General features: G+C 73.3%; 15 protein-coding genes, 1 pseudogene and 1 riboswitch. Of the genes and pseudogenes, 9 read left to right on the forward strand and 7 right to left on the reverse strand.

Going from position 1 to position 18,117, the window contains the following annotated elements; all coding sequences use genetic code 11:
- Positions 1-90 precede the first annotated feature (90 nt).
- From M4D82_RS26685 to M4D82_RS26700, 4 genes are all read left to right on the forward strand, one after another.
- Positions 91-1,338, forward strand: a complete 1,248-nt coding sequence (locus M4D82_RS26685) for a helix-turn-helix domain-containing protein (RefSeq protein ID WP_249768478.1) — start codon at positions 91-93, stop codon at positions 1,336-1,338.
- Positions 1,339-1,493: 155 nt separating this feature from the next.
- Positions 1,494-1,829, forward strand: a complete 336-nt coding sequence (locus M4D82_RS26690) for a hypothetical protein (RefSeq protein WP_249772183.1) — start codon at positions 1,494-1,496, stop codon at positions 1,827-1,829.
- 122 nt (positions 1,830-1,951) lie between these two features.
- Positions 1,952-2,383 carry a hypothetical protein gene (locus M4D82_RS26695; RefSeq protein ID WP_249768480.1) on the forward strand — a complete coding sequence of 144 codons (432 nt, stop codon included), beginning with the start codon at positions 1,952-1,954 and terminating at the stop codon, positions 2,381-2,383.
- Positions 2,377-2,949, forward strand: coding sequence for a hypothetical protein (locus M4D82_RS26700; protein ID WP_249768481.1), 573 nt, complete (start codon positions 2,377-2,379; stop codon positions 2,947-2,949). Before M4D82_RS26695 ends, M4D82_RS26700 begins: the two co-directional genes overlap by 7 nt.
- Before the next feature lie 83 nt (positions 2,950-3,032).
- On the opposite strand, the pseudogene M4D82_RS26705 reads toward M4D82_RS26700, so the two are convergent.
- Positions 3,033-3,746, reverse strand: a pseudogene (locus M4D82_RS26705) (tyrosine-type recombinase/integrase); the annotation flags it as partial.
- Between the two features lie 85 nt (positions 3,747-3,831).
- Entirely contained in the window at positions 3,832-7,467 is a 3,636-nt protein-coding gene (gene cobN / locus M4D82_RS26710; RefSeq protein ID WP_249768483.1) for a cobaltochelatase subunit CobN, read from the reverse strand.
- A gap of 53 nt (positions 7,468-7,520) precedes the next feature.
- Positions 7,521-7,621, reverse strand: a riboswitch (cobalamin riboswitch).
- A gap of 366 nt (positions 7,622-7,987) precedes the next feature.
- Between cobN and M4D82_RS26715 the strand changes: the two genes are divergently transcribed.
- From M4D82_RS26715 to M4D82_RS26725, 3 genes are read left to right on the forward strand one after another with little or no spacing between them, the layout of a single operon-like run.
- Positions 7,988-9,259 carry a ferredoxin-like domain-containing protein gene (locus tag M4D82_RS26715; RefSeq protein WP_249768484.1) on the forward strand — a complete coding sequence of 424 codons (1,272 nt, stop codon included), beginning with the start codon at positions 7,988-7,990 and terminating at the stop codon, positions 9,257-9,259.
- 4 nt (positions 9,260-9,263) lie between these two features.
- A complete protein-coding gene (locus M4D82_RS26720) occupies positions 9,264-9,911 on the forward strand; it encodes a precorrin-8X methylmutase (RefSeq protein WP_249768485.1) in 648 nt (215 codons plus the stop codon).
- Positions 9,908-11,431, forward strand: a complete 1,524-nt coding sequence (locus M4D82_RS26725) for a precorrin-2 C(20)-methyltransferase (RefSeq protein WP_249768486.1) — start codon at positions 9,908-9,910, stop codon at positions 11,429-11,431. The genes M4D82_RS26720 and M4D82_RS26725 overlap by 4 nt, the downstream gene beginning before the upstream one ends.
- A 63-nt stretch (positions 11,432-11,494) precedes the next feature.
- Here the strand turns inward: M4D82_RS26725 and M4D82_RS26730 are convergent, their stop codons facing one another.
- From M4D82_RS26730 to M4D82_RS26750, 5 genes are all read right to left on the reverse strand, one after another.
- Positions 11,495-11,998 (reverse strand): hypothetical protein, encoded by a 504-nt coding sequence (locus tag M4D82_RS26730; protein WP_249768488.1) that lies wholly within the window; start codon positions 11,996-11,998, stop codon positions 11,495-11,497.
- Positions 11,999-12,142: 144 nt separating this feature from the next.
- A complete protein-coding gene (locus tag M4D82_RS26735; protein ID WP_249768489.1) occupies positions 12,143-12,967 on the reverse strand; it encodes a cobalt-precorrin-6A reductase in 825 nt (274 codons plus the stop codon).
- Positions 12,957-13,706 (reverse strand): precorrin-4 C(11)-methyltransferase, encoded by a 750-nt coding sequence (gene cobM / locus M4D82_RS26740; RefSeq protein ID WP_249768491.1) that lies wholly within the window; start codon positions 13,704-13,706, stop codon positions 12,957-12,959. Before cobM ends, M4D82_RS26735 begins: the two co-directional genes overlap by 11 nt.
- A complete protein-coding gene (gene cbiE, locus M4D82_RS26745; RefSeq protein WP_249768492.1) occupies positions 13,703-14,992 on the reverse strand; it encodes a precorrin-6y C5,15-methyltransferase (decarboxylating) subunit CbiE in 1,290 nt (429 codons plus the stop codon). The genes cobM and cbiE overlap by 4 nt, the downstream gene beginning before the upstream one ends.
- Positions 14,989-16,206 carry an MFS transporter gene (locus M4D82_RS26750; RefSeq protein WP_249768494.1) on the reverse strand — a complete coding sequence of 406 codons (1,218 nt, stop codon included), beginning with the start codon at positions 16,204-16,206 and terminating at the stop codon, positions 14,989-14,991. Before M4D82_RS26750 ends, cbiE begins: the two co-directional genes overlap by 4 nt.
- Positions 16,207-16,285: 79 nt before the next feature.
- Here M4D82_RS26750 and M4D82_RS26755 point away from each other — a divergent pair, with 79 nt between their 5' ends.
- Positions 16,286-17,263 carry a winged helix-turn-helix domain-containing protein gene (locus M4D82_RS26755; protein ID WP_249772185.1) on the forward strand — a complete coding sequence of 326 codons (978 nt, stop codon included), beginning with the start codon at positions 16,286-16,288 and terminating at the stop codon, positions 17,261-17,263.
- A 262-nt stretch (positions 17,264-17,525) separates the two neighbouring features.
- Positions 17,526-18,092, forward strand: a complete 567-nt coding sequence (locus M4D82_RS26760) for a GNAT family N-acetyltransferase (RefSeq protein ID WP_249768495.1) — start codon at positions 17,526-17,528, stop codon at positions 18,090-18,092.
- The last annotated feature ends 25 nt before the right edge of the window (positions 18,093-18,117 follow it).

The raw sequence follows: 18,117 nt of genomic DNA on the forward strand, positions 1-18,117 counted from the left end.
GGCGGGTCAACGCCCCCGGCGGGTATCTGCTGGATAGCCCTCGGTTGACTCGTCGGACCGGCGTACCGTGGCGCTGGAGGTGGTCAGCAGATGACTACGGAACTGGCGGACAACGTCCGTAAGTACCGGCGTCGGGCCGGGATGAGCCAGGAAGAACTGGCCCACGCCGCAGGCGTCTCGCCGGGGACGGTGCGTAAGGTCGAGCAGGGTGGCACGGTCCGCATGGAAACCCTTCACGCCCTGGCCCGCGCGCTGAGCGTGACAACGGCAACGCTTCTGGCGCCGGACGCTCCGGAGCCCGTGGGCCGTTCGGAGGACCCGAACCGCGTCAACCTGATCCAACTCCGCGCGGCCCTCACTCCACCAGTGGGACTCACCGACTCGGACGGAGAGAGCGCCGAGGAGGAGCCGAACCTGCGCCGCTTCCGCCGTACCGTCCATGACGGTGCGGTGCTCTACCACTCCGACAGCTACAAGAGCGTCGCATCCCAACTGCCCGCGCTCCTGCGGGATGCGAACAGCGCGGTCGCGCACTTCGACAGCGGCGAGGAGCACAGCCAGGCACTTTTGGCCCGTGCCGAGTCGTTGCAGCTGGCTGGGCGGTACCTGACGCAGGTACGGCAGTACGACCTCGCCTACACCGCCCTGGCCGGCGCGATCACCGACGCACGCCAGGCCCGGGACACGCTCACCGGGGCATCTGGCGTCATCGGGATGTGCTGGCTGCTCCTACGCCAGGGCCGGCTGGACGAAGCCGAACAGCTTGCCTCCCAGACCGCCGACCTGATCGAACCGAGACTGTCCCGCGCGACGCCGGACGAATGCGCGGCATGGGGATGGCTGGCACTGCGCGCCGCGGCTGCCGCAGGCCGCAACAACCGGCCCCAGGAAGCCCGCGACTACTACCGCGTCGCGAACACGGCGGCATCCGCCGTGGGACGGGAGTACACCGGCTCGTTCTTCCGGCACTGGACGACCTTCGGGCCGCTCACCGTCGGCATGAAGGGCGTGGAAGACGACATGGTCGTGGGAGACGCCCGTGCCGTCGTCCGCAAATCCGGCGAGGACGCCATGTCGCCCAAGGCGTGGAAGAACGCCGGGCGGCCGAGCGGCGAAAACTGGAACCGCCACCGCCTGGACGTGGCCCGCGCCCACACCCGGACCAACGACTTGTCCGCGGCGATGGACGAGCTGACCGCAGTCCGCCGTGCATCCCCTGAGTGGCTGAGGCATCAGCGGATGGCCGCCGAGACCATGCAGGAGATCCTGAAGAAGCGCAAGCGCACCCTCACCGCCGAGATGCGCGACATGGCCTCCTACCTGGCCGTAGTCGGATAGGTGCCACGCAACGCGATACTTCCAACACCCTCCGTCGCCAACTGGCATGCCTCATGGATGGAGTGACGGGCAGTCGGCCCCTACGGTCGCCGTATTCCATTCGGCGACCCAGGTGGGGGTGCACGGTGAGCACATCCAGGACCGACGCGGACCGCATGCGCCGCAGAGATCTCCACGACGCGGCAGCAGGCGTGATCGGTCCTCGCTTACTGCCATGGACCACTCAGGACGGTAACCCCTGCTACCTCAGCACCGATGGCAGGGGCTACCTCTCCTCGCTCGCCGACAGCATCGAAGAGGTACAACTCGTCATGGGCGAGGAACTCCTGGAGTACGCCCGCAAGGTCGTGGCCCCCGGAGCCAAGGAGCAGTCGGCCGTCGAATACCGGTGGCTCGCCTGCCGGCTGACCGAAGCCCTGGCCGACGCACTCCGGGTCGCCGAATCACGCGGCGACCGCATCCCGGCCCCGCCCGAGAACCCCGACTCCTGACGGCAGTAGCGACGGCAACAGCCACGGATTCAGGCACACAATCACGGACTCCGGCGGACCCCAAAACCCCTCCCCACCTGCATAAAAGCAGCTAGAGGAGGGGCTGCCAGCACACGTACTATGTGCTCGCAGGCGCCACGCCGGTCCTGGTTCATAACTGCAATCTCTCTGCGCGAGCGAGCGAAATTCATGCCGCTGAGCCGGATGAATTTATTCGCAAGAACGTGAGCACTGTGGCTGTAGTTCGGGCGGATACCCCTCACGGTCCGATCAACGTCGTTGCGGGATCTGGCGATGGCCTGACGCCCGCGCAGATGTCCGCTATCGGCAAGGGTGAGATGGCCGCCGACAATATTCCAGGCACCCACGCAGAGCAGAACGCCCTACTCTTCATCAATGAAATGGGCTGGACTCCCACGGCGGGAGGCACCTCTCGCAATGTATGTCTGGGTGTGTGTGCGCCGCTCATCCGAGGCACCGGCGGTAAGATGATGGGTCAGGTGTATCCCGGAAACGGTAAGACGACAACTCGCCAGAGGAGTTTTGAGTGGTAGTCGATGAGGCAGTTGCGGCCACCATCCGAGGGCAGTCGTACCCTCAGGTTGCAACCTTCGTGGCGAGCTGTGCGGAGCGGATGGTGCAGGTCTTTACGGGGTTGTGCGGCGACGACCCCGCGCGGAGTAGTGACGTCGATTTCGTCGTCCACGCCGTAGGGGACCTTTGGAAACCTGGAATTCCGGGTGGTTCATTCCAGAGCTACGTGGACACCCTGGAAGGCTTTCAGGAGTTGGAACCATCCGACGAGGAGATCGTTGGGGTAGCGGGAATCTACGCCTTCTACTCGGTTCTTGCGTTGCGTTATGCAAGCCTCTATCGGTCCAGCGCCGATTCCGAGGATGCGCTCAAATGTGCACACGCCTGCCTGACTGCGATGGGTCAATTGGATCAGAACATCCCAGGAGCGGAATTCTTCGCACAGGAGGCTGGATCTCAGCGACGTGCAATTTCGGAACCTCCTCTAGAGGATTTGAACTTGGGTCACCTTTCGCAACTCAGGGAGTCTGACCGTACTGTTGGTCGGGAGCGCCTAGTGGCGATTCAGAGCCGATTGGCAGGCTGAGCTAGGGAAGAATTCAGGAGCCCCGTCGAGACACATCTCGACGGGGCTCCTGAGGCGTTTGACGGCAGTAGATGACGGCAACGTCAGCGGACCGAGGCGGCGCAGGGCGGCTTGCTCGCGCTGTTGCTGAGTGCGGCGCTGAGGGTGTCGATGGCGTCGCGCTGGAGGCGGATGCGTACGTGGGCGTAGACGGTGGCGGTGACGCCGATGTGGGCGTGGCCGAGGAGTTCCTTGATGACGACAAGTTCGACGCCCTGTTCCAGAAGGAGGGTGGCGGTCGAGTGGCGGAGGTCGTGGAAGCGGATGCGGCGGAGGCCGGCCTTGCGGAGGAGCGTGGCGAAGGCGCGGGTGAGGTTGGTCGGGTCGAGCGGTCGGCCCTGCGCTGTGGTGAACACGTGCCCGTCGTGCTTCCACGTGGTGCCTGCGGCCGCATGCTCGCGCTGCTGCTGTTCGTGGTGCAGCTTCAGCGAGTGGACACAGCGGGCGGGAAGGGCGATGCGGCGCTCGGAGGCGCGCGTGGGGAGCGTGGTGAGCCCGCCTGCGGCGGTTCGCTGAAGGGTGCGGCGGATGGCGGCGGTGCCCGCGTCGAGGTCGAGGTCTTCCCAGTGCAGGCCGAGAAGTTCGCCCTTGCGGAGTCCGGTGTGGAGGGCGAGTTCGAACAGGGCGTGCAGCCGGTGACCGCGCACGACGGTAAGGAACTGACGGGCTTCGTCGGCGGTGAGGGGTTCGAAGCGGCGGGGCCGTGGGGTGCCGGTGCGGACGTGGCGGGCGACGTTGCGCGGGATCTCTTGAATCCGTCCCCGTCCGACCAGGTGGTGGGCGCCGGCAGCTACGGGGCGTGGCGGGAACGGCCGGGGTGGCCGTTCCCGCTTGGGGGGAGGGTTACTCCGACTCGGACTCCAGGGTGCCTTCTGTTTCCAGGTAGATCTGGCGGAGGGAGTCGAGGATTTGGGGGTTCGGCTTTGCCCACATGCCGCGGGACTCGGCTTCCAGGAGGCGTTCCGCGATGCCGTGGAGGGCCCAGGGGTTGGCCTCCTCCAGGAAGGCGCGGTTCGTCTCGTCCAGGACGTACGTTTCCGTGAGCTTGTCGTACATCCAGTCCGCCACCACGCCCGTCGTGGCGTCGTAGCCGAAGAGGTAGTCGACCGTCGCCGCCAGCTCGAACGCGCCCTTGTAGCCGTGGCGGCGCATCGCCTCGATCCACTTGGGGTTTACCACGCGGGCGCGGAAGACGCGGGAGGTCTCCTCGACCAGGGTGCGGGTCTTGACCGTCTCCGGGCGGGTGGAGTCGCCGATGTACGCCTCCGGGGCCGTGCCGCGCAGGGCGCGGACGGTGGCCACCATGCCGCCGTGGTACTGGAAGTAGTCGTCCGAGTCGGCGATGTCGTGCTCGCGGGTGTCGGTGTTCTTGGCGGCTACCGTGATGCGCTTGTAGGCCGTCTCCATCTCGGCGCGGGCCGGGCGGCCCTCCAGGCCGCGGCCGTACGCGTAGCCGCCCCAGACCGTGTAGACCTCCGCCAGGTCGGCGTCGGTGCGCCAGTCGCGGGAGTCGATCAGCTGGAGGATGCCGGCCCCGTACGTGCCCGGACGCGAGCCGAAGATACGGGTGGTGGCGCGGCGTTCGTCGCCGTGGAGGGCGAGGTCCGCCTGAGCGTGGGCTCGGACGTAGTTCAGGTCGGCCGGCTCGTCCAGCCCCGCCACCAGGCGGACCGCGTCGTCCAGCAGGCCGATGACGTGCGGGAACGCGTCGCGGAAGAAGCCCGAGATGCGCAGCGTGACGTCGATGCGGGGGCGGGCGAGTTCGTCGAGGGGGATCGGCTCCACGCCCGTCACCCGGCGGGAGGCCTCGTCCCACACCGGGCGGACGCCGAGGAGGGCGAGGGCCTCCGCCACGTCGTCGCCGGCCGTGCGCATGGCGCTGGTGCCCCACAGGGAGAGGCCGACCGACGCCGGCCACTCGCCGTTGTCCGTGCGGTAGCGGGTGAGGAGGGAGTCGGCCAGGGCCTGGCCCGTCTCCCAGGCGAGGCGGGAGGGGACGGCCTTCGGGTCGACCGAGTAGAAGTTGCGGCCCGTGGGGAGGACGTTGACCAAGCCTCGCAGGGGCGAGCCCGAGGGGCCCGCCGGGACGAAGCCGCCGTCCAGGGCGGACAGGACGTGCGCGATCTCGTCCGTGGTGCCGGCCAGGCGCGGGACGACCTCGTGCGCGGCGAAGGTCAGGACCGCAGCCACGTCCGGGCCGTGGTCCGCCGCCACGGAGGCCACCGCGGCCGGGTCCCACCGCGCGTCCTCCATCGCCTGGACCAGCCCGCGGGCCGTCTCCTCCACGGCGTCCGCCGAGGTGCGGGTGGCGGCCGACTCGTCGAGGCCGAGGGCCTCGCGCAGGCCGGGCAGGGCCGTCGTACCGCCCCAGATCTGACGGGCCCGCAGGATCGCCAGGACCAGGTTGACGCGGGCCTCGCCGGTCGGGGCGCCGCCCAGGACGTGCAGTCCGTCGCGGATCTGGGCGTCCTTGACCTCGCACAGCCAGCCGTCGACGTGGAGGAGGAAGTCGTCGAAGCCGTCGTCGTCGGGGCGTTCGGCCAGGCCGAGGTCGTGGTCGAGTTTCGCGGCCTGGATCAGGGTCCAGATCTGGGCGCGGATGGCCGGGAGTTTGGCCGGGTCCATCGCGGAGATCTGGGCGTACTCGTCCAGGTGCTGTTCGAGGCGGGCGATGTCCCCGTACGACTCGGCGCGCGCCATCGGCGGCACGAGGTGGTCGACCAGGGTGGCGTGCACGCGGCGCTTGGCCTGGGTGCCCTCGCCCGGGTCGTTGACGAGGAACGGGTACACGAGGGGGAGGTCGCCGAGGGCGGCGTCGGGCGCGCAGGCGGCGGAGAGGCCGGCGTTCTTGCCCGGCAGCCACTCCAGGTTGCCGTGCTTGCCGAGGTGGATCATCGCGTCGGCGCCGAAGCCGCCGTCCTCGGCCGCCGCCTGGATCCAGCGGTACGCGGCCAGGTAGTGGTGCGACGGCGGCAGGTCCGGGTCGTGGTAGATCGCGATCGGGTTCTCGCCGAAGCCGCGCGGCGGCTGGATGAGGATCAGGAGGTTTCCGCGGCGCAGGGCGGCCAGGACGATGTCGCCCTCGGGGTTGGCCGATGTGTCGACGAACATGTTGCCGGGGGCCTCGCCCCAGTGCTGCTCGACGCTCTCGCGGAGCTCGGCGGGCAGCTCTGCGAACCACCGCTTGTAGTCGGCGGCCGGGATGCGGACGGGGTTGCGGGCGAGCTGTTCCTCGGTCAGCCAGTCCTGGTCGTGGCCGCCGGCCTCGATCAGGGCGCGGATCAGCTCGTCGCCGTCACCGGAGACCAGGCCGGGGATCTCCTCGACGGGACCGAAGTCGTAGCCGCCGGCGATCATCGTGCGCAGCAGCTCCACGGCGCTGGCGGGGGTGTCGAGGCCGACCGCGTTGCCGATGCGGGAGTGCTTCGTCGGGTACGCGGACAGGACGAGGGCGATCCGCTTGTCGCGGCGCTCGATGTGGCGCAGGCGGGCGTGGCGTACGGCGATGCCCGCGACGCGGGCGGCGCGCTCGGGGTCGGCGACGTAGGCGGGCAGGCCGTCCTCGTCGATCTCCTTGAAGGAGAACGGGACGGTGATCAGGCGGCCGTCGAACTCCGGGACGGCGACCTGCGTCGCGGCGTCGAGGGGGGACAGGCCCTCGTCGTTCTCCTCCCAGGTGCCGCGCGAACCCGTCAGGCACAGCGCCTGGAGGATCGGCACGTCGAGGCCGGCGAGGGCGCCCGCGTCCCAGGACTCGTCGTCCCCGCCCGCCGAGGCGGTCGCGGGGCGGGTGCCGCCGGCGGCGAGGACGGTGGTGATGACGGCGTCGGCGGACTCCAGCGCGCGGAGCAGTTCCGGCTCCGGGGTGCGCAGGGAGGAGACGTAGAGGGGGCGGGGCCGGCCGCCCTTGGCCTCGATGGCGTCGCACAGGGCGTGCACGAAGGCGGTGTTGCCGCTCATCTGGTGGGCGCGGTAGTAGAGCACCGCGACCTCGGGGCCGGCGCCGCCGGCGGTGGTGGCGGTGGGTGACGTGGTGCGCTCCAGGGGGCCCCACGTGGGGGAGGCGGCGGGGGGCTCGAAGCCGTGGCCGGTCAGGAGGACGGTGTCGGAGAGGAAGCGGGCCAACTGGGCGAGGTTGGCCGGGCCGCCGTGCGCGAGGTAGCCGTGCGCCTCGGCGGCGATGCCGATCGGGACGGTGGAGGCCTCCATCAGCTGGGCGTCCGGGGCCTGTTCGCCGGTCAGGACCACGACGGGGCGGGGCTGGTCGGCGGCCAGCAGCAGGTCGAGGCCCTCCTGCCAGGCGCGCAGGCCGCCGAGGAGGCGTACGACGACCAGGTCGGCGCCGTCGAGGAGGCCGGGGAGGTCGTCGAGGGGAAGGCGGGAGGGGTTCGCGAACCGGTACGGGACGGGGGCGTCCGCCGTGTTCGCCGCGCGGGCGCTGAGCAGATCGGTGTCGGACGTCGACAGCAGCAGGATCATGCGGCGGCAGGCCTTCCTCGGGGTTTCCGCGCCCCGGGCAGTGAGGACGGCGGGAGTTCCTGACTTGCCCGGCGGCGTGGGTCTGCCGGGTTCACAGTGGCGGGACCGCGCCGGAATCGCACCGGGCTTCCTCCCATGTCGCCGTCCTCGGCGATGACGGGCCGAGTGGCCCGTCGGAAGGTCATCTTAGGCGGCCGAGTCCCTGGCCGGGAGTGGGGGTGGGGGAGGGGTTGGGGGTGGGGTGCGGTGCCGCTGCGCGGAGCTGCTCCCCGCCCCGCCCTTTCACCGTTTCCCGGGACTCCGCCCCGGACCCGTGGGGCTTCGCCCCAGGCCCGGTGTTGCGGGGCTTGGTCCCGGGCCCCGCGCTGCGGGGCTTCGCCCCGGGGCTCGCGTTGTGGGGCTCCGCCCCGGGCCCGGTGTTGCGGGGCTTGCCCCGGCGCTGTGTTGCCGGGCTTCGTCCCGGGCAGGGGTGGTGACGGACACAGGTCGGGCTTGGGGAATCGTGGGTATGCTCGCGGCCATGCCACAGCCCCCCTCCGCCGCGTCGCGGGACGAACCCGTCATACGGGACCGCGGTGACGCCTGCCCCGGCGCGCTGCGCCTGCACGCGGCCGACGACGGCTACCTGGCGCGCGTCCGGATCCCCGGCGGGCTGCTCACCGCCCGTCAGGCCTCGGTGCTCGGGCTCGCCGCCGACCGGTTCGGGGACGGGCACCTGGAACTCACCTCGCGCGGCAACGTCCAGCTGCGCGGCCTCGCCGACGACTGCGGCGCAGGGCTCGCCCGGCTGCTGGACGGCGCCGGGCTGCTGCCCGCCCCGAGCCACGAACGGGTGCGCAACATCGTGGCCACCCCGATGGGCGGGCCCCGCGTCGTGCACTGGGTCCGGGAACTGGACCGGCTGCTGTGCGCGAGCACCCGGGCGACGGCCCTGTCCGGTCGGTTCCTGTTCGCCCTCGACGCCGGGCGCGGGGACGTCGCCGCCCTCGACCCCGATGTGACCGTGCTCGGCCGCGCGAACGGCCGGGCGCTGCTGCGGCTCGGCGCGGGCGCCGACGCCGTCGAACTCGCCGCCTGCGACGCCCCCCGGGCGGCGCTGCTGGCCGCCGAATACTTCCTCGACGCCGCCGACGCGGCCGGGACCCGGGCCTGGCGGGTCGCCGAGCTGCCCGACGAACACGCCGTGGACGCCGGGGAGTTCGCCCGGCGACTGGCCGCCGCCGGCATCGAAGCCGGACGCGTGCCCGAGGTGGCGTGGCCGTACGCGGAGCCGCCCCGGCCCTGGGGGCGAGGCGGCGAGGCGGACCAGACCCCGCTGTGCGTCCTGCCCCCGCTCGGCCGGCTGAGCACCGCCCAGTGGCGGGTCCTGGTCCAGGTCGCCGACCGCGGCAGCGGGGAGCTGTGCGTCACCCCGTGGCGCAGCGTCGTCCTGCCGCGCGCGAGCACCCGCAGGCCCGTCGCCGGCTACGCCCGGCTGGAGTCGGCCGGCCTGGTCGTCGCCCCCGACAGCCCCTGGCAGTCCGTCACCGCCTGTACGGGCAGGCCCGGTTGCGCCAAGTCCCTGGCCGACGTACGCGCCGACGCGCGCCGCGTCGTCACGCGATCGGCGGGCGAGCTGCCGGTGCACTGGTCCGGCTGCGCGCGCCGGTGCGGGCATCCGCGCGGCACCGCCTGGGTGGACCTCGTCGCCACCCCGGACGGGTACGAACTCGACGGGCGGGCCATCCCCCACGACCGTCTGGCGGCCGCCCTCACGGCCGCACGCACCACCACAACACCCGCATCGCAGTGAAGAAATGAGCGAGTACACCGTGTTCGAGTACGAGAAGGACGGCGCCGCGATCTACCGCCAGTCCTTTGCCACGATCCGCGCCGAGGCGGACCTCTCCGGGCTGCCCGCCTCCGTCGCGCAGGTCGCGGTGCGCATGATTCACGCCTGCGGTATGACCGACCTCCCCCAGGACCTCGGCTACACCCCCGAGGTGGTCCTGCGCGCCCGCGCCGCCCTGCACGCCGGCGCCCCGATCCTGTGCGACGTCCAGATGGTGGCCAGCGGGGTCACCCGTAAGCGACTGCCCGCCGACAACGACGTCATCTGCACCCTGTCCGACCCGGCGGTGCCCGAACTCGCCGCGAGGATGGGCACCACGCGCAGCGCCGCCGCCCTTGAAGTCTGGCGTGACAAGGGTCTGTTGGAGGGTTCGGTGATCGCGGTGGGCAACGCGCCGACCGCGCTGTTCCGGCTGCTGGAGATGATCGAGGAAGGCGCCCCGCGCCCGGCCGCCGTCATCGGCGTGCCCGTCGGCTTCATCGGCGCCGCCGAGTCCAAGGACGCCCTCGCCGCCCACCCCTCGGGCCTGGACCACCTGATCGTGCGGGGCCGGCGCGGAGGCAGCGCCATCGCGGCCGCCGCCGTCAACGCGATCGCGAGCGAGGAAGAATGAGCGACCGTCAGAAGGCCGTGGGTCAGCGCGAATTGGGCCAGGGCAAGTTGTACGGGGTGGGGCTCGGTCCCGGCGATCCGTCGCTGATGACGCTGCGGGCCGTCGAGGTCATCGCCGAAGCCGATGTGATCGCCTACCACAGCGCACGCCACGGCCGTTCCATCGCCCGCTCGATCGCCGCGAAGCACCTGCGCGCCGACCACGTCGAGGAGCCGCTGGTCTACCCGGTCACCACCGAGACCACCGACCACCCCGGCGGTTACCAGGGCGCGATGGACGAGTTCTACGAGGCCTGCGCGGCCCGCCTCGCCGCGCACCTCGACGCCGGGCGCACCGTCGCCGTCCTCGCCGAGGGCGACCCGCTCTTCTACGGCTCGTACATGCACATGCACAAGCGGCTCGCCGACCGCTACGAGGCCGAGGTCATCCCCGGCGTCACCTCCGTGAGCGCCGCCGCCGCCCGGCTCGGCACCCCGCTCGTCGAGGGCGAGGAGGTGCTGACGATCCTGCCCGGCACCCTGCCCGAGGAGGAGCTGACCGCCCGTCTCGCCGCCACCGACTCGGCGGTCGTCATGAAGCTCGGCCGGACCTTCCCCGCCGTCCGACGGGCCATGGAGGGCAGCGGTCGCCTCGCCGAGGCCCGCTACGTGGAACGCGCCACGATGGCCGGCGAGCGGACCGGGCTCCTCGCGGACACCGACCCGGACAGCGTCCCGTACTTCGCCGTCGCCGTCGTCCCCAGCCGGATCGGCAACCCGGGCAGCGTCCCGCCCGGCCCCGGCGGGGTCGTGGTCGTCGGCACCGGGCCCGCCGGACCGCTGTGGCTGACCCCCGAGACGAAGCGGGCGCTGGCCGACGCGGAGGTGCTCGTCGGGTACACCACGTACCTGGACCGGGTCCCGGTCAAACCCGGCCAGATGCGCCACGGCTCCGACAACAAGGTCGAGTCCGAGCGCGCCGAGTTCGCCCTCGACCTCGCCCGGCGCGGCAAGCGGGTGGCCGTGGTCTCCGGCGGCGACCCGGGCGTCTTCGCCATGGCCACCGCCGTCCTGGAGGTCGCGGGGCAGCCGGAGTACAAGGACGTGCCGGTACGGGTCCTGCCGGGGGTGACCGCCGCCAACGCGGCCGCCGCCGCGGCCGGCGCCCCCCTCGGCCACGACTACGCCACGATCTCGCTCTCCGACCGGCTCAAGCCGTGGGAGGTCATCGCCGAGCGGCTGCGCGCGGCCGCCGCCGCCGACCTGGTCCTCGCCCTGTACAACCCGGGCTCCCGCAGCCGGACCTGGCAGGTCGCGCAGGCCAAGGAACTGCTGCTGGAGCTGCGTTCGCCGCAGACGCCGGTGGTCGTGGCCCGGGACGTGGGCGGCCCGGAGCAGTCCGTACGGATCATGGCGCTGGCCGAGCTGGAGCCCGCCGAGGTGGACATGCGCACGCTGCTGCTGATCGGCTCCTCGCAGACCCAGGTCACCGAGCGCCCCGACGGCACCCGCCTGACGTGGACCCCGCGCCGCTACCCGTGACGGACCCGCCGGCCCGGGGCGGGGGGATCGCTGCGGCGCACCCCGCCCCGGGCCGGACGCGGATCAGCCGGAGCAGCCGGCCAGGACGTCGGCGCAGCCCTCGACCGTTCTCGGGTCGACGGTCAGCAGCTGCCAGGACAGGACGCCGGCCGGCGGCGAGTCGTCCTGCGCCGCCGGCTCGATGCGGGCGGTCAGGGCCGCGCCCGCCGGGAAGTTGAGCCGTACGGCCTCGCCGGCGGTGCACGGGACGTCGAACGACCGGTCCCCGGAGCCGCCTTCGCGCGACAGCACCAGGGTGACGCGGGGGCTCTCCTCGCTGTCGCAGGCGATGTCGAAGCGGTACGGGCGCTCCCCGCCGGTCTCCAGGGTCTTGTCGAGGCCGGCCGCGACGAAGCCGGTGCCACGCATCGTCACGCGCCCCTCACCGCCGGTGTCCTTCCCGAGGGTCTCGTCGGCCCGCTGGAGCGCGTCGTCGGGCTCCCAACCCCGGGGCTCCGCTTTCTCTCCGCAGCCGGTGAGGAGCGCCGCGGCGGCGATGACCAGGACGAGGGAGTGACGTATCCGCATTGGTTCAGCCTAGAGGGTGCGGAGGGCGGGTGGGAGCCGGCAGGGACCGGTATTCGCCCCGGTCGGAGCCCTGACGGCGACGATCCGTGCCGGGTCGGGCCGGTGTTGCCCGCGAAGGCCCCGGCGGATTCCGCCCGGACACCCCTACGCGCAGCGGGTGGCGCCCAGCCAGTGCAGCGCGGCTTCCACCGAGGGGGCCTCGGGGACGTCTTCGGGGATCGGCGGGCGGCGGACGATCAGGACCGGGACGCCCGCCTCGCGGGCGGCCGTGAGTTTCGGGGCGGTCGCGGCGCCGCCGCTGTCCTTGGTGACCAGTACGTCGATCCGGTGGCGGGCCAGCAGCTCCCGCTCGTCCTCCAGGCCGAACGGTCCGCGCGCCAGCAGCACTTCGAGGCGCGGCGGCACGGGCCCGGCGGGAGGGTCCACCGAACGCACCAGGAACCAGGTGTCGGTGAGCCCGGCGAAGGTGTGCAGGCCCATCCGGCCGGTCGTCAGGAACACCCGGCTCCCGAGTCCGGGCAGCAGGGCGGCGGCGTGCGCGAGGGAGTCCGCGAAGGTCCAGGCGTCATCGGGGCCGGCCGTCCAGCCGGGCCGGCGCAGCGCCAGCAGCGGTACGCCCGTCAGGGCACGGGCCCGCGAGGCGTGGAAGCTCATGCGCTCCGCGAAGGGGTGCGTGGCGTCGACGACTCGGGTGACGTCGTGGCCGACGATCCACCCCGCCAGCCCCTCGGCGCCGCCGAAGCCGCCGATCCGGACCTCGCCCGGCGGCAGCACCGGCGCGGCCACGCGGCCCGCCAGGGAGGTGGTCACCCGGTAGGCGGGGTTCCCGGCCAGGGTCCGGGCGAGGAGGCGGGCTTCGGTGGTGCCGCCCAGGATCAGGACGTGCTCGCGGGGCTCACGCGGATCGCGCGGCTCGTGGGCCTCACGCGGCTCGCGGGACTCGCGGGACTCACGCGGCTCAGCAGACATGCCGGTCGCGTTCGGGGGAGTACAGGTGGCTGTCGCGGAACTGCTCTGCGCCCAGCGTCCGGCCGACCACGATGACCGCCGTACGGACCAGGCCCGCCTCCTTCACCCGGGGCGCGATGTCGGCCAGGGTGCCGCGCAGGATCAGCTCGTCGGGGCGGCTGGCCATCGCCACGACCGCCACCGGGCACTCGGCCCCGTAATGCGGAAGCAGTTCGTCCACGACCCGGTCCACGTAGCGCGTCGCCAGATGCAGGACCAGCAGCGCGCCGCTGCGGCCGAGGGTGGCGAGGTCCTCGCCGGGCGGCATCGGCGTGGCCTGCTGGGCGATGCGCGTCAGGATCACGGTCTGGCCCACGGTGGGGACGGTGAGCTCCCGCTTCAGCGCGGCCGCAGCCGCCGCGAACGCGGGCACGCCCGGGACGACCTCGTACGGGATCCCGGCCGCGTCCAGGCGCCGCATCTGCTCGGCGACGGCGCTGAAGATCGACGGGTCACCGGAGTGCAGCCGCGCCACGTCCTGCCCCGCCTCGTGGGCCCGTACGCACTCGGCGACGATCTCGTCCAGGTTCAGTCGCGACGTGTCCACCAGCCGGGCGTCCGCCGGGCATTCGGCGAGCAGTTCGCGCGGGACCAGGCTGCCCGCGTACAGGCAGACGGGCGCGGCGGCCAGGGTGCGGGCACCGCGCACGGTGATCAGGTCGGCGGCGCCGGGGCCCGCTCCGATGAAGTACACGGTCATGACTGATCCTTCGCGCTGTCGCAGGTCGGGGCGGGGGGCGGGGTGGAGGTGAGGGGCTTGGTGACCGACCACTGGGTGACCGGCATCGCCTGGCGCCAGCCGGTGAACCCGCCGACCGGCACGGCGTGCGCGACGGCCAGCTTCACCAGGTCCCCGCCGTGGCGGCGGTAGCGCTCGGCGAGGACCGCCTCCGACTCCAGGGTGACGGTGTTGACCACCAGCCGGCCGCCGGGGGCCAGGGCCTCCCAGGCCGCGTCGAGCAGGCCGGGCGCCGTGAGCCCGCCGCCGATGAACACGGCGTCGGGAGCGGGCAGTCCGATCAGCGCCGCCGGCGCCGCGCCGACGACCACGCGCAGGCCCGGCACGCCCAGCGCCGCCGCGTTGGCGGTGATGCGGGCCGCCCGCTCGGGCACCCGCTCGATCGCGACGGCCCGGCAGGAGGGGTGCGTACGCATCCACTCGATGCCGATCGAGCCGGAGCCGCCGCCGATGTCCCACAGCGACTCGCCGGGGGCCGGGGCCAGCGCGCACAGGGTCGCGGCGCGCACGTGCCGCTTGGTGAGCTGCCCGTCGTGCTCGTACGCGGCATCCGGCAGGCCGGGCGTCGCGCCGAGCCGGGGCGCCGGGTGGGCGGGGTCGCGGCGGCAGTCGACGGCGACCACGTTGAGGGGGTGGCCCGGAGGATGGGCCCAGTCCAGCGCGTGGCCCTCGTACGCGTCCTCGTGCTCGGAGCCGAGCTGTTCCAGCACCCGCATCCGGCTCGGGCCGAAGCCCCGCTCTCGCAGCAGAGCGGCGATCTCGTTCGGGGACGCCGCTCCGCCGCTGAGCACCAGCACCCGCCGGCCTTCGTACAGCGCGGCCGCCAGCCGCGCCACCGGCCGGCCGACGACGGTGACGACCTCGGTGTCCTCCACCGGCCAGCCCAGCCGGGCGCAGGCGTACGACACGGAGGAGGGGTGCGGGTGGATCCGCAGCGCCTCGGGGCCCAGCTCCTCGCACAGGGCGCGGCCGATCCCGTAGAACATCGGGTCGCCGCTGGCCAGGACCGCGATGCGGCGCCCCGCGTGTTCGGCCGTCAGCTTCGGTACGGCCGGACGCAGCGGGCTGGGCCAGGCGATCCGCAGCCCGGGGCACTCGGGGGCCGGCAGCAGGTCGAGCTGGCGCGGCCCGCCGATCAGGACCTCGGCGGCCGAGAGCGCGGACCGGGCGCCGGCGGTGAGCCCGGCCCAGCCGTCGGCGCCGAGGCCGACGACCGTCACGGGTATCGGGGGTGCTGCGGAGCTCACTGCGCGGTACCTCGGGGAACGGTCGAAGGGGCGTGCGGCGGATGGACCCGCAGCTTACTGGGGCGCAGGCCCGGCTCCAGTGCCAGGGTGACGAGGACGGACGCGGCTGCCAGCGCGGTGATCGCGAGTGCCGGGGAGGTGTACTGGGCGAGCGCGCCGGCGAGCGCCGCGCAGAGCCCCTGGAGGGTCAGCATCCCGGCGGAGTGGAGTCCGAGCGCCTGGCCCTGGGTGCCCTCGGGCAGGAGCGGTACGAGGCGTTCCTGCATCAGGAGCCCGGCCGCGTAGCCGGTGGAGGCGAGGGTCACGGCGGCGGTGGCGAGCAGGGGGCCCGGTTCGAGGAGGAACACCAGGTAGGGCACGGCCAGCAGCAGCCGCAGCGGCGCCGCGAGCCGTACCCGCAGCCGGGCCGACAGGAAGCGACCGGCGACGGTGTCCCCGACGAGCATCCCGGCGGCGGCGCAGCCGAAGAGGAGGCCGGCGTGCGGGGGGTCGTAGGGGACGAACAGGGACTCACAGCCGACGATCAGCCCGTTGGGCACCCACAGCGCGAGGTACAGGGTCCGGCGGGCCGGGTGGGACAGCAGCAGCCGGTTGACCCGCCAGGTCTCGGCCGGGGTGGGCCGGCCAGCGGCTCGGGGCGCGCGCGGGCGCAGCCCGAGGACGGTGGTGAGGGCGGCGGCCCCACCGAGGGCGGCGGCCACGAGCAGCGCCCCGCGCGGGGAGAGCGCGGCGAGGAGCAGCCCGCCGAGGGCGAAGCCGGCGACCTGCGTGAGCCCCGCGCAGACGGCGAGCAGCGAGCGGGCCGGCAGGTAGTCGGCGGGCGGCAGGATCTCGGTGAGCAGCCCGTACCGCACGCCGCCGGCCAGGGAATCGGCGAGCCCCTGGCCGAGCAGGACGGCGAACACCGCCCACAGCGGCAGCCCCGGCACGGCGAGCAGGGCGGTCCCGGCCGCGGCGCCGGCGGCGAGGACGGCGAGGGCCGCGCGCGGCGGCAGCCGGTCGGCGGCCGACAGCAGCAGGGTCGCGCCGAGGACCTGGGCGAGGGAGGGGCCGAACATGGCGAGGGCGGACAGCAGCGGGCTGCGGGTGCGGTCGTAGACGAGGACGCCGAGGGCGAGCGAGCCGACGGTGGAGGCGCCGATGCGCAGGGCGACGGCCGTGAAGAACGGGGTGAACTCGGGTACGCGGGCGAGCGAGCGGTAGGTGCGGGGCATGCGGGGAGTCTCGGGGCGGGTGCGGGGGTGGCCTAATGTTTCGCCTGGAGACGAAACCCGGATGGGGGCGGGCGAGGTCATGGGCTGGTGGCGGATCGACACCGACGCCCTCGCGGGCAGCCGCTTCGTCGTGTCCGCGCCCGCCGAGACCACGGCCGCGCTGATGGCCCTGCACCGGCGCACCGCGACCCACCCCGGTGACCGGACCTGGCTCGCCGCGCAACTCCCGGCCTACAAGGACTACTTGGCCTCCGAACCGGTGACGGCGGCTCTGGTGGGGGCCGCCCTCGGGCGGCTGTGGATCGCCGGTTTCCTCACGCCGCCGCCCGACGGGCGCCCCGTGGCCGAGGAGCTCGCCGCGATCCGGGCGATCCCGGACGCGGTGGTCCGTACGGACCTGCGCGCCGCCACCGGGCGACTGCCGGAGATCCTCGACCGGGCGCGGGAGTTGGGGCCGAGGACGGCCGAGCTGCTGGAGTGGGTGTGGGAGCGGACGGTACGCCCCGACTGGGAGCGGCGGCGCCGCGTCGCCGAGGCGGACATCCTCGTACGGACCGCGCAGCTGAGCCGGGGCGGCTGGGCGGCGGCCCTGTCCGGGATGCGACCGGGCATGGCGTGGCTCGGGGAGGGGCGGCTGCGGATCAACCTCCAGGACCGGCCGCCGCGCGAACTGTCGGGGGACGCGGGGCTGGTGTTCGTCCCGGTGACGCCCGACCACGGCTGGGTCGCCTGGACGGGGCGCCGGCGGCACGCGCTGGTCTACCCCTGCGAGGGGCAGCTCGCGCAGGCGGGCGGCGCGGGTCCGGCAGAGGACGTCCCGCAGGCCCTGGCCCGGCTGCTGGGACCCGTACGGGCACGGGTGCTCGTCCTGCTGGAGAGCCCGAAGTCCACGACGCAGCTGGTCGCGCTGACCGGCCTCGGACTGGGCACGGTGGCCGGCCAGCTCAAGGTCCTCCTCGCGGCAGGCCTGATCCTCCGCCGCCGCACCGGCCGCACGGTCCTGTACACCCGCCTCCCGGCGGGCGACGTCCTGGTCACGGCCGCGTCCGGGAGCTGACGGCGGGGGCGCCACGCCGGCCCGCGTCGACCCGTCGGGCTCGCCGCGCACGGGGCGCGCCCCCCGGTCGCTTCCGGACGCCCCGGTGCGCATCCGTCCGCCCCCGGGCGCGGCTGACCCGGGCGGGGCGGGCGGCGGCACACTCGGCGGTATGGACGACACTCCGGACAACCACCCAGACACCGCGTCGTCGGAAAGTGAGACGATCACCCCTCACCCGTGCCCGGGGCGGGCGCGGCGGTCCTGAGGGCGGAGAGTGCCGATGTACGCGATATCCCTGGGTGACGACGGCGCCGAGCTGCGCCCCCTCGAACCGTGGCGGGCCGAGGAGTTCCTCGCCCACGTCGACCGGGGGCGGGAGTTCATCGGACGGTTCAACGGCCTGCCCGACATCGTCACCGACCTGGCGTCGAGCCGGGCGTTCCTCCAGGCGTACGCCGACAAGACGGCCGCCGACACCGGTCGCATGCAGGGCATCTGGGCCGACGACAAGCTCGTCGGCGCCGTCATCCTGCGGCACTTGGACGTCGCCCAGGGCACGGCGGAGGCCGGCTGCTGGCTGGAGCCGGCGGGAGTCGGCCGGGGGCTGGTGACCCGGGCGGCGCGCGTCCTCATCGACTGGGCCATCGAGGAACGGGCCGTACACCGCGTCGACTGGTGGGTGGTGGACGCCAACGAGCCCAGCATCGCCGTGGCCCGCCGCCTCGGCATGACCCGTGACGGGGTCCTGCGCCAGAGCTACCTCTACCGCGGGGAGCGGCACGACCAGGAGGTCTGGTCCGTCCTCGCCCCCGAATGGCGCGCGGCCCGCGCCGCCGGGGAGGCCTGACGCCGATGTGCCGGGCGGTCCGGGG

It is taken from the genome of Streptomyces sp. RerS4, assembly GCF_023515955.1.
Lineage (GTDB): Bacteria > Actinomycetota > Actinomycetes > Streptomycetales > Streptomycetaceae > Streptomyces.